This window comes from Enterococcus sp. AZ084 (genome assembly GCF_051714905.1).
Lineage (GTDB): Bacteria > Bacillota > Bacilli > Lactobacillales > Enterococcaceae > Enterococcus_B > Enterococcus_B pernyi.
The window spans coordinates 581,102-594,554 of the sequence record NZ_JBIOSS010000001.1; the positions used below are offsets into that span (position 1 = coordinate 581,102).

Consider the following 13,453-nt stretch of genomic DNA (forward strand, 5'->3'; position numbering starts at 1 on the left):
CGTGTTAGTATAGATATGTCAGGAGGTATTGTAACAATGCCAATGACACCACAGGAAATGGTTGATTTCAATAGGTGGAAAAGGATCTCATGTAAAAGTGGAATTACCAGGAGTAAATCGACCAATCATTGTTCCTTCCAAGCTACCTAAAGGGACAGAACATGCGATACTGAGGCAGGCAGGGTTAAAATAGCTCTGTTCCTGCTTCTTGAGAGAGGAGGAGAATCATGCTTGTTTCATATCCGGCATTATTCTATTTAGAAACAAGTGAAGGCTATGACTCGGGATTTTCTGTTTTCTTTCCAGATTTTCCGGAGATGGCTGGTACAAGCGGATCTGACATTCCTGAAGCGCTCGAAAATGCCTCTGATTACTTAGGTATTCTTTTGGCGGCTGAGATAGAAGAAGACCGAACATTACCTGAACCATCTCTTATCAATTCATTGTCACTTATAGAAAATAACCCTTTTAAAAGTGACTCCGAGTTCATATTAGAATATGATGCTGAAAAATCATTTATTTCAATGGTCTCTGTCGATCTAACAGAATATTTAGGCTCAGAGGAACCTGTAAAAAAGACGTTAACGATCCCAAAATGGGCAGATAAGTTAGGTAAAGAAATGCATCTGAATTTTTCAAAAACATTGACCGAAGCCATTGTTCGTGAAAAACTAGGTGCTTAACTTTAAAAGAGAAACTATCATTTTTCTTTTAAATAAAATAAGTTATAAATCATAAACAGATGATTTGCACACTTTTCTGAAATCCTTTAGGCTAGAATTAAGCGATAAGAAAGGAAGGGGAAAAATGGCAAAAAAAATTGCAGCAATCGTAACTGATTTAGTCGAAGATATTGAGTTGACTTCACCAAAAGAAGCATTGGAAAATGCGGGGAATGAAGTGACAACGATTGGTTTTGAAGCAAACCAAACGATCAAAGGCAAAAAAGGTGGCGAGTTCACGATCGATCGCAGCATTGATGAAGTTTCTCCTGAAGATTTCGATGCGCTCTTGATCCCTGGAGGATTTTCACCAGATCAATTACGTAAGGATCAACGTTTTGTTGATTTCGTTACTTACTTCTTGAAAAATGACCAACCGTTATTTGCTATCTGTCATGGCCCACAATTGTTTATCCAAACAGGTCTAACAGAAGGTAGAACAATGACTGCTTACGATACTGTTCGTCCAGATGTGGCTTACGCTGGCGCCAATGTCAAAGATGAAGCAGTGGTGATCGATAATCAATTAGTTACTAGCCGTACACCAGATGACTTGCCTGAATTCAACAAAGCAATTGTTGAGATCTTAGGTTAAACGACTGAACATTTAGTGAAGTTGCAAGTCAGAATAGTGATACGAGTAATAAAAAAATTTTAGAATGATTGAGATAGAAAGAATGCATCTAGCTTCTTTCTATCTTTTTTTGTGAAAAAGAAGGCTGATTGACTTTACTTGTTTTATACTATCTTTTTTACATATATATTGATAAAATAAAAAAAAAGAGTTTATAGTGAGTATAATATGTTCGGAGGTGTAGAAGATGAAAACAAAAAAAGAAAGAATTCAAGTCGCTGTTGAGAGTGATTTAAAAACGGAAGCTGAAGATATTTTGCAAGATTTAGGCATGAATCCAACAACTGCAATTACTGTTTTTTATAAACAAGTAATCGAGGAGGGTGGATTGCCTTTTGAAGTAAAGTTGTCTGAACGAACAAAGCAAGCAAGAAGAATTGCTAGACTAGCAAAAAAGTCATCTAATATAACTAGAATAGAGGACAATGAGACTTTAGAAGCTTGGTTAAATGATGATGAATAAAATCGTATCAATGTATGTTGCCTATGTTGGAAGTGAAGGTGGAAAACGAAGACCTGTTTTGATTGTGGAAAATAATAAGAATGAAGTATTCTTTTATGCAATAACTAGTAAGTTTAGAAATAAATCCGATTCGATAAAAAAATTCTATTTTCATATTGAAGATTGGATAGACTCTAACTTAAAAAAAGAGTCTTGGATTGATACTGGAAATTTATTTATTCTTTCAAAAAAATCAACTTTTTTTAAGTGTAAAGATATAGGAGAATTATCTAAACATGATATGACTCGACTCGAAGCATTTCTTGAAGCTAACAGTGAGGATAACTAAAGAAATTCAACTAACTCTAGCTGTTTTATTGGGTCAAGATAGTTTTTTAGATTCATATACTTTTACGATAATAAGGTAGGAATTGAGAAACGATTTTCTCAATTCCTACCTTATTACTTATTGCTATATATGTTATCATGCTATTTTTCTAAACCTGTTTCTTGAAAAAAGAAGATTATGAAATAGAGGTATCTGTTGTGATTTTCGTCGTACCACTTCCAATATGTGCCACATAGAACTCTGGCTCATATCCTACAACCTCTAAATAACGTGCATGGACATTTTCTTTAAAGGCGGGGATTTCCTCTTCTTTGACTAGAGCGATGGCACAGCCACCAAATCCTGCGCCTGTCATTCGTGCACCTAATACACCAGGTTGTGCTTGTGCAACATCTACAAGTGTATCTAATTCGATGCCTGTGACTTCGTAATCATGACGGAGTGAATAATGAGAATCATTCAATAATAGACCGAAAGCTTCTAAGTTTCCTTGCTCCAATTCAGCTTTTGCTTTTAAGGTTCGTTGATTTTCAGTGACGGCGTGACGTGCACGACGGATCAGTGTATCATCACCGATCAAGTCCGTATTCGCTTCGAAAGTCGCTTCATCTAATTCGCCTAAAGCTTTGATGTCCAGCTTCGTTTGTAGACGTTTCAAGGCTTCTTCACATTCACTGCGGCGTTCATTATACTTCGATTCTGCTAATTCACGTCGCTTATTCGTGTTCATGATAACCACAGCGTAGCCATCTAATTTAACTGGGACCATTTCATAGTGTAATGTATTCGTATCTAGCAAGATGGCATGGTCGATTTCACCAAAGCCGATCGCAAATTGATCCATGATCCCTGAATTGACACCAATGAATTCATTTTCTACTTTTTTTCCAGTTTGAACGAGTGTCAAACGATCGATCGCTAAATCAAACAAATCTTCCAGAACAACCCCCACTAATAATTCTAACGAAGCACTGCTAGAAAGTCCGGCACCATTAGGGATCGTTCCTTCAATCACCAATTCAAAACCGCTCTCGATGGTATAGCCAGCTTCTTTTAGTTTCAAGATCATTCCTTTGACATAATTTGCCCAGTTGTCTTTTTTATCAAATGTCAGGTCATCAAGCGTGAATTCGATCACGCCGATTTCCTCAAAGTTTGTTGAGTAAACTAATACTTTGTTGTCTTCTCGACGTGCAGCAACGCCGTAAGTGCCATAAGTGATCGATGCAGGAAAAACGTGTCCACCGTTGTAGTCCGTGTGTTCACCGATCAAGTTGATTCGCCCAGGTGAAAAATAGTTTGATGTTGGTTTTTCACCAAATAATTCATTGAATTTCGTTGTTAAATGTGCTGTTTTATTCATCTGTCTTGTTCCTCTCTTGCTTCAAGTTTGAATTCTGTAATCGTCTCAAATGGTGTTTCCGGTACCAAAGATATGTCGCCGAAAGAAGGGTAACGTTCTGCTCCTGGAGCGATTTGTGTTTCAAAAGTGATGCCGCCATGGTTCGCTAAACGTTGCCCGCGCATTTCAGGTGTATCTTCCCCAAAGTTGGCAGTGAAAATGACGATACTCGATGCATCCGTCCTGACACTGACTTTGATTGTTTCATCTGGACTTAAAAGAGAAGCGGCTGTTTTATCTAAGCCTGTGTCCTTTAAGAAGAACGGATGATCGATTCCATCAAATAATTCTTTTTGTGGAAAGTCACTGGTGAAAACGGTCGTTAGTTTTGTTGGTGTTTGAAAATCAAACGGTGTTCCAGTCACTTCTATTTGTTCACCTGTCGGAATGCTGTCCGGTCGTAATTCAGCAAACGCGTGACTGTTGACCCACAAAGTATGGTCATCGATTGGTTGCGTCACATCACCACTCAAGTTGAAATAAACATGATTGGTTGGGTTGAATAGTGTCAATTGATCACTGACTGCTTTCGTTGTGACACGCCAAATATTATCTTCTGTAAGGGTATAGCGAACTTCTACGGATAAATTCCCTGGAAAACCACGCTCTTTGTCGGGACTATTCGTGGTAAAGATCACAGTGGCTTCTTGTTCACCCTCAATGATTTCGTATTGCCAGATTTTTTCTTCAAAACTTGGCGCACTGCCATGTAAGGAGTGACCAGTTGCGGGATCGACAGGTAGTTGATACGTCTGGCCGTCGAGGGTGAATTTGCCTGCATCGATCCGCCCAGCAGTTCGTCCGATCGTTGCTCCGATAAAGGCATCTTTTTCGAGATACTCTTCTGCTGAATCAAAACCTAGAATCAACTCTCTATCCATGAATGTCAAATTGACGATCCGTGCGCCTAAATCGGTAACAGCGAGGGTCGTACCCTGTTGATTGGTTAAAGTAATCAAATGTGCAGATTGTCCAAATGTTTTTTTAGTAATGTCCATTTAAGTAGTCCTTTCTTGGTGCTGGATTAGTAGTTGGTGTAGGCGTAATTTATACCTAGTCAAATTAACTATATCATTAAATGAAGCGTTTACAATGGGGTGTTTACTGTTTTTACCATTCAATCATATCAAAGAAGAGCACTTGCTTGAATGTATTTCTGTGAGCAGTATTTAACTTTTTGTTGCATCTATAGTAGAATAAAGAAAATACGAAAGAGGGTACGTCAATGGAAAAAGCGATTTTTTTGAAAAAAGAACATCAATCCATCTCACAAGAACTATACTTTGACTTTTGCGGTTTTTCTAAAACATTGCCCTTTCATTCATTTGGACCAGCTATTCGTCAAGATTATATTTTGCATATCGTGATGGAAGGAAAAGGAGTCTATCGCGTAAAAGATCAGCAATATCAATTAAAAAAAGGTGATCTTTTTTTGATTAGACCGGGTGATTCTACTTTTTATTTGGCGGATGGTGAAGATCCTTGGGTCTACTGTTGGATTTCCTTCGGTGGGGCAGTAGCCGATAAAATCATTCAACATTCTTTATTCAAAGATGATCAATACACGATGGTTTCTTCAGAAATTGCTAGATATGTGGAGATTATCTTGGCATGTATGAATTACTCGACAAAAAATCTAGTCGATGAGCTGCAATTAAATGCCTTGACGTATCAATTGCTCGCGCTCTTATTAGAAGATGGTGGCTATGTTCATTTAGGAGAACAAAAAAGTTATTCAGCCCTCGCTGTTGATGCGGTACAGTATATCGAAGAACATTACAGCGAGCGTTTGACTGTTGAGGAGATCGCAAAAAAATTATCCGTTAACCGAAGTCATCTCTCTCGTGTGTTCAAAAATCACATGGGGATCAGTATCAAAGAATATATGATCGGTGTTCGCATCAATCGGGCAGCGTTTCTCTTATCTCTGACGGAAGAATCCGTTGAAGCAATCGCTTATCAAGTCGGCTTCAATAGTTTGGTCGTATTTAGCCGCATGTTCAAGAAATTCACTGGTGAGACGGCGACAAACTATCGTAGACGAATGAATAACGAAAAGATCAAAGGAGTTTCCGCAGAACAATTAAAAAAGCAATTAGAAGAACAAGCCATCATTTCTTGGGCAACCTAAGACATAAAGGCATTGTTGACTGGGTTTTTCTTGGGATATGCTAGACTAGAAAACGGGAGGAAAAAGCTATGAAAACATTGATTATTGTCAGCCATCCGACAATTGACACATCGTTGAACCAACAGTTTTTTAAAGAAGCATCCAGCCAGCTATCGACTACTTGGCATCATCTAGAAGCTTGTTATCCAGATGGGAAAATTGATCTTCAAGCAGAACTTGCTTTATTGAAAGAGCATGACCGGATCATCTTCCAATTTCCTTTCTATTGGTATAGCGCGCCAGCCCATTTGAAAATGTGGCAAGACCAAGTGTTAGAAGCGGCAACAGCAGTCTTATCAGGTAAAGAATTAGGGATCGTCTTAACAACCGGCGTGAGTGAAAAAGAATACCAAGCAGGTGGGAAAGAAGAGTATACGATCTCGGAGTATTTGCGTCCTTACCAACGAATTGCCCATAAATTCCAGATGACCTTTTTACCTCCGTTTGTTTTAGCACAGTTCATGTACTTGACTCAAGAACAACGATTTGAACGCTTGATCAGTTATCAGCAATATCTCACATTAGTCGAAAAACCTTCATTGATCAATCGGATCGATTGGTTTATCGAACGATTTGCGCAAAATGAACGCATCAAGGAAAAAGCACCGATGAAGCAACAGATGATCGAAACGATGTTAGAAGAAGCCAAAGAAAACATTGAAGATCTGACATTTATACTACAAGAGATGAAAGGAAGGATCTTATAATGGATCAATGGTTGACAGAACAATTAGCCGAATTGAGTACGCAAGCGGATTATGAGGGCAAAGCCTTACTTCATGAAATGTCACGCTTATTTGTCGAAATCAATGAACGGATCAAGCAGTTGCAAGGAGAAATCGATGGAGAATCTTGGAATCATCAAAAATGGTGATTTTTCTTCAGTAATAACATAATAAAAAATGTTCATAACGCTTATTATTTGCTACAATGGAACTACAAGAAAGTTGGTAACGCTATTTTTTTTACAGAAATAACAGGTGGTGAATGAAATGAATGAAGAAAATGAACAGCGTGGCAATGTTCGATCAGCTCGAAGACAACAACAGAAACAAGCATCACGCATGCGTATGATGAAAATCGGTGCCGCTGTTGCAGTAGTCTTACTACTGGTTGGTGCAGGTACTGGATTATATCTCCATAGTAGAAACAATGCCAGTGAAAACTCGGTAGCAAAGACGAGTGAAACGACGCAATCGTCCACAGCTTCAACTACTGCTTCATCTGAAACTGAAGCAACACAAGAAAGCAGCGAAGCAACAGAACCTTCAGGAGCTATTTCTGAACAACTACAGGCAGTCGTTGCAGATTATTCGAAGAAAATCGAAGATAAAACCCCAGTGTTGATCGAAGAGTACCAAGCAGAGATCCAAAACAATCAAGACGGTGTCAATGGTCTTTCGGTCATTGCCAACCGAAAAGCAAGAGAACTTCAAGCTTTATCGGATGAAGGAATCAGTAAATTAAGAGGGATGTACCAAGATGCTTCCAATAAGGAGGATATCGACCTAGATACCATGATCAATCAGCTATCTGCAAGTTACACGGCGCAGGTCGCTCGGATCTCCGACATTTATCTGCGAACAAGTGCGGAACTTCAAGCAGCGACACCTAGTAGCGAATCCTCTTCGGAAGCGACGACACCTTCGACGGAAGCGACACCAGAAACAACAGAAACGTCGGAGTCACAAGCCAGTCAGTACACGGCACAGTCCACAGAAGATATGAGCAATCAAGCCAATCAAGCAGCTACAACCGTTGTACGTGAAGGCGAAGGTCCAAATCAAATTGCGCAACGGACTGGTGTACCAGTTGAGACGATCTTGTCCTTGAATGGCATGACGATGGATGATTTCTTCTTTAATCCTGGTCAAGAATTACGTTTGAATTAGGAAGATCAAGAAGAAAGATTCAACTTCAATTGATTAGATGAAGTCACAAAAGTGGTTCTTTTTGCCAATTTTTGTGGCTTTTTTGTTCTAAATACGTTTCGTTCGCCACTGGCTCGTCATGAGTGGGTTGTGATTGGTTGTTTTTTTGTTAAGATAAAGAAGTGAATGTAACCCGTAAAGGAGAAGATCATGAAAAAACGAGAATTCATCGTCCAAGATTTATTGAGTAAAATCTATCAAGAAGAATTTAAAGATGGAAAATTACCGAATCAACGAAAACTAGCGGAAATCTATCATGTTTCTCGCTTTACGATCCAACAAGCGATCAAAAATCTAGAAGAAATCGGTATTGTCCGTGTCGTTCAAGGATCAGGTATCTTTATCCATGAAAAATGGGTCAAAAATCCCTTGATCTTCAACTCGTTGACACGTACCCCTTATGATCGGATCCATTCAAAAATGATCAGTTTAAACAAAGCGCTAGCAACGGCTGATGAGCAAAAAATCTTTCAACTTGATGAAGGCGCCGAAGTTTGGACATTTGAACGTATTCGAATCGTTGATTATAAAATCGAGCAGTTAGAAATGTCAAAAATGCCGGTTGCAATGTTTCCCGACCTGTCCCAAGAAGTCATCGAGCATTCCATCCAAAAATATGTAGAACAAAAAGGCTATCGAATTTCTCACTATATCACGAGTTATGACCCGATCACGACTTCCAAAGAACAATCAAAAATATTGCTATGTAAACGCGGTACACCAGCCATGCAAATCACGAACCGAGCCATATTAGAAGATGGACAAGTCTATGAATACAGCAGCATCATTGCTATTGACTACTCAGTGACGTATATCCGCCCCTTTGACCGTGAGATCCATCGATCGAGGATTGATTGAGGGGTTGAGTAGTCTCAAAATAGCTTAAGGAAAAAACTTCTGTAAAAATATAGCTTTTTTGAAAGTTAAGGGAGAAAATATTAAAACGAATTAGTTGATAGTGCTTTTATTACAAGTGCTTGATAAGTGAAGTAAGTTATATCTATTATTTATAATAGAAAATATAAAACACAAAAAAATAACTTACAATAAGTATGAACCAAATAAGTCTTTCAACTATTTGAGCAATTGTTGATTGATTGTATGTAAAGATAATACCAAATTTATAGTTCTTGTTACTGCGTATAAAAATACTCTGTAAACCTAGAGAGAGCATGATAAGTAACTTCATGATCAGATTCGATAGCTGGTAGGATTGATCGTTAGTTGTTAGGAAAAAAGTATACAAAGTTAAAAGTTGTAACAACCAAATAACTTGAATAAGTTTACTCCCAGCTTGGGTTTTATTCGACATAGATGTTCATTCTCCTTAAAATTATTATTGTGATTTAAGTTGATTATATGCCTTTTTTAAGTCAATATTCAATAAGTGTTTAATGAGAATGTGGCATTAAATAAAAGATTAAGAAGGTCTGAGAACTCTATTGATTTATTTTTGTATTAGTATCTTTTACGTTGTAAAATTTATTTTATGAGGAGTGATAAATGATGATTAATGTAAAAGCTCGTAAAATAGGGAATTCTATCTCTATTTCAATTCCTAAACAGTATCAGGTTGAAGCTGGATCAAAATATGTCGTATATAAATCTAAGAATGGAGGATTAATATTCACACCCAAAATAGAAAATCCATTTTTATCGGATGAACCATTTCAAAAGGATGAAGATGAGGGATGGCAAACAATAGCAAAAGAGGAGATTGGGAAAAATCTAGGAACCTCAACAAGGTGATTTGATCTGGCTTAATTCTATGCCTTCTTTTGGCAGGGAAATAAGAGGGAAGCACCCGACTTTAGTTGTTTCCTCAAATGCTTACAATAAAAAAACGAACTATATTATTGTCTGTCCGGTAACGACTGGGGGGAATAACTTTTCTGGGTATGTTTCTTTGAATGATTACAAGAAACGTGGAAGAGTGCACGCTAGACAAATTCATAGCTTTGATACTGACCGGATTATTAGTAAAGAATTTATTGATCGTCTAAGAGGAGACGATTTTCTTCAAGTCAAACAGATTTTAGATTATTCTTTAGAAATTGATTTTTGAAAATTATGTTTTACATAAAAAGCTGCTAAGGTTTACACGTGTATTCATTATTGTAATAAGAGGAATACAGCGGAACCAAAAAAGCTATCCTTACATGTTTCGTGTAAGGATAGCTTTTTTGGGAATTACGGTGTCACGATCGTGCCATCTGGTGTACGGCTTTGTGTCCATTCATGTGGGCGATAGACAACTGGAAATTCTGCTGCCTGTTCTTCATTGAATGTGACACCGATCCCACTTTGTTCGATCGGATAGAAAAAGCCTTTTTTTGGTGTGGGGATATTTCCGAAAAGTTGTTTCGTATTTTCAGGAACATCGATGTTTTCTTGGATCGCCGCATTGTGCAAATGGATGTTCAAATGCGTATTCACTGCTAAGCCAATTGGTGTGATATCAGATGGCGTATGCCAAGCGATTCGTATCCCCATCGCTTCGCAAAAGTGTGCCAATTTCAAGGCAGGAGTAATCCCGCCGATTTGCGAGACATGCGCGCGCATATAGTCGATTTGGCGATTGCGAACTAATTCTTTCCATTCCATTGGGTTATTGAACAATTCCCCAGTAGCAATCGGGGTCGTTGATTGACTTCGCAATTGAGCCAACCATTCATTTTGGTTTGGCGGTAGAATATCTTCTAAAAAGAAAAGATTGTACTTTTCTGCTTTTTTTGCAAAACGGATCGCTTGGTTAGGATGCAAGCGTTCGTGAACATCATGTAACATTTGGAAACGATCGCCATATTTGTTTTGGATATGTTCAAACATGGATAGCGTTGTGCCCATGTACTCTTCTTGATCGAAATAAGAGCCAGCAAGTGGTTGTTCAGGTGTTGCTAAATTCGTTGGATTTCCCCCATAAAAACCTAATTGACAACGAATATAACGATACCCTTGTGCGAGAAATGTTTCGATTTCACGATCAAGGTCCTCTAGATTATCTGCGACAGCATGCGTATACGCAGGGATTGCTGTTCGAGCTTTTCCGCCGAATAACTGATACAATGGCATATCAGCGATTTTCCCTTTGATATCCCAGAGCGCCATATCGACACCTGAAATGGCGTTATTTGTGATTGGCCCATTCCGCCAGTAAGAATTGACATTCATGACTTGCCAAAGGTCTTCGATTTGATTCGCATCGCGTCCAATCAGTAAAGGTTTTAAGTATTCTTCCACTACGGTCTGGACAGCCAAAGGACGAAATTGGAAAGTGCCGCAACCGAAGCCGGTCACGCCTTTATCTGTTTCAACTTTTACGACTAACAAGTTGTGACGATCTGGTTTGATTGCGTAACTTTTTATATTTGTAATGATCGTTGGTGTCATTTTTTTCACTCCAATATACATAAATAAGAATCATGTGCATCCTCATTGAAACACGGGGAAGAACATCCTGTCAATTTGGTCTAATAAAAACATCTAAACTAACTAAAAAACAGTCCAATTCTACGTTTGCTTGTTTTTAAATGTTGCTATAAAAGCTTTTTTAATGTTTTTTGACTAAAAAGGACTGGTTTTACAAGTGGCGCTCCACATGCTACTATTTGGGTGAAAGCGGAAACAAGAATCATTGTTTGATGAGAATAAGGGGGAGAACAAGTGAAGCATGAAGAAATAGCAAAACAAATCATACAACATGTGGGTGGAGCAAGTAATATCAACAACGCTTGGCATTGTATGACACGATTACGGTTTGATTTAAAAGATGAGAAAAAAGTGGATTATGCTGCGTTGGAAAAAACACCGAAAGTGGTGGGGACAAAATATCAAAGCGAACAACTGCAAGTCGTGATCGGTACAGAAGTCGCTGACTATTTTGCACCAATTGCGAAAGAATTAGGGTTAGATGAAACAAGTGAACGAAGTGAAGGAGAGAAAAAAGGAGTCGTATCCTTATTTATGGATACTGTTTCCGGTGTATTTGGTCCGATCGTACCAGCAATTGCTGGGGCAGGAATGATTAAGGGTTTGATGGCCGGTTTAGTGGCATTGAATGTCATTTCGAATCAGACGGATACGTATTTGATCATTGATATGATTGCGAGTGGCGTGTTTACTTTCTTGCCATTTTTCGTTGCTGCTTCTGCCGCTCGGATCTTCAAAACGAATCCATATTTAGCGATTGCGATCGCTGCAACTTTACAATTTCCCACCATGACGACAGCGGTTGCTGAAGGTTCGATCTCTGCTTTCCAACTGTTTGGTCTCATTCCAGTTCCTGTCTTTAATTATGCAGGAACAGTTATCCCGATCATTTTTGCGGTATTGGCACTCAGCTACATTTATCGTTGGGTGGATAAGCTGTTGCCACAAGTGTTACGAACGGTGTTCACACCAACCATTTCCCTGTTTGTTGCAGGATTATTGACACTCACAGTGATCGGCCCGATCAGTATTCATTTAGGTAACCTCTTAGCAGCTGGTGTGGCATGGTTATTCTCAATCTCGCCAGTGTTAGCTGGTATCGTGGTCGGTGCGATTCGTCCAATTGCAATCTTTACTGGGTTGCATCATGCGATGACCCCAATTGCGTTACAAAATTTTGCGAATCAAGGCTATGATATGTTGATGCCGATGATGTTTATGGCAAACATGGCGATTACTGGGGCGACAGCGGCTATTTACTTGAAAGTGAAATCAAAAGAAGAAAAATCATTGGTTCTATCTTCTGCTGTTTCTGGTCTATTAGGAATCACTGAACCTGCACTTTTCGGGATCTTATCAAAATACAAGAAAGCGTTTATTGCCGCAACAGTCGGCAGTTCGGTTGCTTCGGCATTTATCAGTTTCTTTGGTGTTCGGATCTACGGCTATATTTTATCAAGTATTTTTAGCTTACCCGCCTATATTGGTCAGTATTTTGTGTTTGCGGTACTTGGGATAGTGATTGCCTTGGTTTCCTCTTTTGCGATTACTTATTTCTTAGTACCAAATGAACAAGCAGAAGATACTGAGTACACGAACGAAGTGAATCTACACGCTGTAGCTAAAGGAGAATATATTCCTTTAGAAGATGTGCCTGATGAAGTTTTTTCAACGAAAATGATGGGGGATGGTTTTGCAATCGAGTCAATCGATGGTGCCATCTTTGCACCGGTCAGCGGAAAAGTCACTACGATTTTCCCTTCCAAACATGCGTTAGGAATTAAAACTAGTAATGGCGTCGAAGTATTAGTCCATATGGGAATTGATACTGTCAACTTGAATGGGGCAGGATTCGATGTACTTGTAAAGGTCGGTGATCAGGTAACCGTTGACACTAAAATTGCTCAAATGGATTTGCCGTATATCCATAGTCAAGGGAAAAAGAGCATGGTCATCGTTGTGATCACGAACATGGATCGTGTGTCGAAATTCTCCGGGGAACGAAACCTAGAAGGGCAGCACCAAGCTGGAGCGCTCTTGGAACGTGCCTTGTTGAATGGGTAAAATGAAAATAGCATGATCAAGAGAACATACGCCATCTTCAAAGATTGGCGTATGTTTTTTGTTGTTGACAACCTCAAGTTTTTTGAGTATATCGTTATCTATTTTTTGTTTTAAAGTTATTTAATTAGTTGAGTAAAACATGAATAGATTTTATGCGATTCCATGATTCGCTAGGTGTTAGGGGCTTTGGTAATACTGGTTTATCAGCTGTTTTTTACTGTTTTATGAGTGTTAGTGGTTTTTAATGCAGTGGGGAATGGTATGGTGGATAGGCGAAAGAGGGAAAATATAAAAAAGATTCATTCAGTGT

General features: G+C 38.8%; 16 protein-coding genes. 13 read left to right on the forward strand and 3 right to left on the reverse strand.

Annotated elements, in window-relative coordinates:
• The first annotated feature begins 97 nt into the window (after positions 1-97).
• From IGI79_RS02735 to IGI79_RS02755, 5 genes are all read left to right on the forward strand, one after another.
• Complete coding sequence (locus IGI79_RS02735; protein WP_374952886.1) at positions 98-193, forward strand: hypothetical protein; 96 nt, start codon at positions 98-100, stop codon at positions 191-193.
• A 34-nt stretch (positions 194-227) separates the two neighbouring features.
• Positions 228-683: a type II toxin-antitoxin system HicB family antitoxin gene (locus tag IGI79_RS02740; RefSeq protein ID WP_438845695.1), complete on the forward strand. Its 456-nt coding sequence runs from the start codon at positions 228-230 to the stop codon at positions 681-683.
• Between the two features lie 124 nt (positions 684-807).
• Positions 808-1,317 (forward strand): type 1 glutamine amidotransferase domain-containing protein, encoded by a 510-nt coding sequence (locus tag IGI79_RS02745; RefSeq protein ID WP_010736264.1) that lies wholly within the window; start codon positions 808-810, stop codon positions 1,315-1,317.
• A gap of 226 nt (positions 1,318-1,543) precedes the next feature.
• Positions 1,544-1,819, forward strand: coding sequence for a type II toxin-antitoxin system RelB/DinJ family antitoxin (locus IGI79_RS02750; protein WP_019722390.1), 276 nt, complete (start codon positions 1,544-1,546; stop codon positions 1,817-1,819).
• Positions 1,806-2,147, forward strand: a complete 342-nt coding sequence (locus tag IGI79_RS02755) for a type II toxin-antitoxin system PemK/MazF family toxin (protein ID WP_019722389.1) — start codon at positions 1,806-1,808, stop codon at positions 2,145-2,147. Before IGI79_RS02750 ends, IGI79_RS02755 begins: the two co-directional genes overlap by 14 nt.
• A gap of 175 nt (positions 2,148-2,322) precedes the next feature.
• On the opposite strand, the gene IGI79_RS02760 is transcribed toward IGI79_RS02755, so the two are convergent.
• Together IGI79_RS02760 and IGI79_RS02765 are read right to left on the reverse strand one after the other, a co-directional pair.
• The gene (locus IGI79_RS02760) at positions 2,323-3,510 is read right to left on the reverse strand and encodes a galactokinase (protein ID WP_438845696.1); all 1,188 of its coding nucleotides are present in this window, start codon (positions 3,508-3,510) and stop codon (positions 2,323-2,325) included.
• Entirely contained in the window at positions 3,507-4,547 is a 1,041-nt protein-coding gene (locus IGI79_RS02765; protein ID WP_438845697.1) for an aldose epimerase family protein, read from the reverse strand. The genes IGI79_RS02760 and IGI79_RS02765 overlap by 4 nt, the downstream gene beginning before the upstream one ends.
• Before the next feature lie 227 nt (positions 4,548-4,774).
• Between IGI79_RS02765 and IGI79_RS02770 the strand changes: the two genes are divergently transcribed.
• The 7 genes from IGI79_RS02770 to IGI79_RS02800 all read left to right on the forward strand — a co-directional run bounded on the left by IGI79_RS02770 (position 4,775) and on the right by IGI79_RS02800 (position 9,715).
• The gene (locus IGI79_RS02770) at positions 4,775-5,680 is read left to right on the forward strand and encodes an AraC family transcriptional regulator (protein ID WP_010736261.1); all 906 of its coding nucleotides are present in this window, start codon (positions 4,775-4,777) and stop codon (positions 5,678-5,680) included.
• A gap of 68 nt (positions 5,681-5,748) precedes the next feature.
• Complete coding sequence (locus IGI79_RS02775; protein ID WP_066025176.1) at positions 5,749-6,426, forward strand: NAD(P)H-dependent oxidoreductase; 678 nt, start codon at positions 5,749-5,751, stop codon at positions 6,424-6,426.
• Positions 6,426-6,593: a hypothetical protein gene (locus IGI79_RS02780; RefSeq protein ID WP_171844979.1), complete on the forward strand. Its 168-nt coding sequence runs from the start codon at positions 6,426-6,428 to the stop codon at positions 6,591-6,593. Before IGI79_RS02775 ends, IGI79_RS02780 begins: the two co-directional genes overlap by 1 nt.
• A gap of 118 nt (positions 6,594-6,711) precedes the next feature.
• Entirely contained in the window at positions 6,712-7,611 is a 900-nt protein-coding gene (locus IGI79_RS02785) for a LysM peptidoglycan-binding domain-containing protein (RefSeq protein WP_066025175.1), read from the forward strand.
• A gap of 189 nt (positions 7,612-7,800) precedes the next feature.
• Positions 7,801-8,508 carry a GntR family transcriptional regulator gene (locus IGI79_RS02790; protein WP_104776569.1) on the forward strand — a complete coding sequence of 236 codons (708 nt, stop codon included), beginning with the start codon at positions 7,801-7,803 and terminating at the stop codon, positions 8,506-8,508.
• Positions 8,509-9,156: 648 nt separating this feature from the next.
• The gene (gene mazE, locus IGI79_RS02795; protein WP_229054009.1) at positions 9,157-9,399 is read left to right on the forward strand and encodes a type II toxin-antitoxin system PemI/MazE family antitoxin; all 243 of its coding nucleotides are present in this window, start codon (positions 9,157-9,159) and stop codon (positions 9,397-9,399) included.
• 19 nt (positions 9,400-9,418) lie between these two features.
• The gene (locus tag IGI79_RS02800; RefSeq protein WP_390888722.1) at positions 9,419-9,715 is read left to right on the forward strand and encodes a type II toxin-antitoxin system PemK/MazF family toxin; all 297 of its coding nucleotides are present in this window, start codon (positions 9,419-9,421) and stop codon (positions 9,713-9,715) included.
• Positions 9,716-9,840: 125 nt separating this feature from the next.
• Here IGI79_RS02800 and IGI79_RS02805 read toward each other — a convergent pair whose 3' ends face one another.
• Positions 9,841-11,040: an enolase C-terminal domain-like protein gene (locus IGI79_RS02805; protein WP_108173789.1), complete on the reverse strand. Its 1,200-nt coding sequence runs from the start codon at positions 11,038-11,040 to the stop codon at positions 9,841-9,843.
• A gap of 273 nt (positions 11,041-11,313) precedes the next feature.
• Here IGI79_RS02805 and IGI79_RS02810 point away from each other — a divergent pair, with 273 nt between their 5' ends.
• Entirely contained in the window at positions 11,314-13,143 is a 1,830-nt protein-coding gene (locus tag IGI79_RS02810) for a glucose PTS transporter subunit IIA (protein WP_195273832.1), read from the forward strand.
• The last annotated feature ends 310 nt before the right edge of the window (positions 13,144-13,453 follow it).

Bases quoted from the DNA above. Each gene is read 5' to 3' on its own strand.
- IGI79_RS02775 (WP_066025176.1), top strand. From the start codon at position 5,749: ATGAAAACATTGATTATTGTCAGCCATCCGACAATTGACACATCGTTG.
- IGI79_RS02750 (WP_019722390.1), top strand. From the start codon at position 1,544: ATGAAAACAAAAAAAGAAAGAATTCAAGTCGCTGTTGAGAGTGATTTA.
- IGI79_RS02805 (WP_108173789.1), bottom strand. From the start codon at position 11,040: ATGACACCAACGATCATTACAAATATAAAAAGTTACGCAATCAAACCA.
- IGI79_RS02790 (WP_104776569.1), top strand. From the start codon at position 7,801: ATGAAAAAACGAGAATTCATCGTCCAAGATTTATTGAGTAAAATCTAT.
- IGI79_RS02740 (WP_438845695.1), top strand. From the start codon at position 228: ATGCTTGTTTCATATCCGGCATTATTCTATTTAGAAACAAGTGAAGGC.
- IGI79_RS02785 (WP_066025175.1), top strand. From the start codon at position 6,712: ATGAATGAAGAAAATGAACAGCGTGGCAATGTTCGATCAGCTCGAAGA.
- IGI79_RS02800 (WP_390888722.1), top strand. From the start codon at position 9,419: ATGCCTTCTTTTGGCAGGGAAATAAGAGGGAAGCACCCGACTTTAGTT.
- IGI79_RS02770 (WP_010736261.1), top strand. From the start codon at position 4,775: ATGGAAAAAGCGATTTTTTTGAAAAAAGAACATCAATCCATCTCACAA.
- IGI79_RS02760 (WP_438845696.1), bottom strand. From the start codon at position 3,510: ATGAATAAAACAGCACATTTAACAACGAAATTCAATGAATTATTTGGT.
- IGI79_RS02745 (WP_010736264.1), top strand. From the start codon at position 808: ATGGCAAAAAAAATTGCAGCAATCGTAACTGATTTAGTCGAAGATATT.
- mazE (WP_229054009.1), top strand. From the start codon at position 9,157: ATGATTAATGTAAAAGCTCGTAAAATAGGGAATTCTATCTCTATTTCA.
- IGI79_RS02780 (WP_171844979.1), top strand. From the start codon at position 6,426: ATGGATCAATGGTTGACAGAACAATTAGCCGAATTGAGTACGCAAGCG.
- IGI79_RS02765 (WP_438845697.1), bottom strand. From the start codon at position 4,547: ATGGACATTACTAAAAAAACATTTGGACAATCTGCACATTTGATTACT.
- IGI79_RS02755 (WP_019722389.1), top strand. From the start codon at position 1,806: ATGATGATGAATAAAATCGTATCAATGTATGTTGCCTATGTTGGAAGT.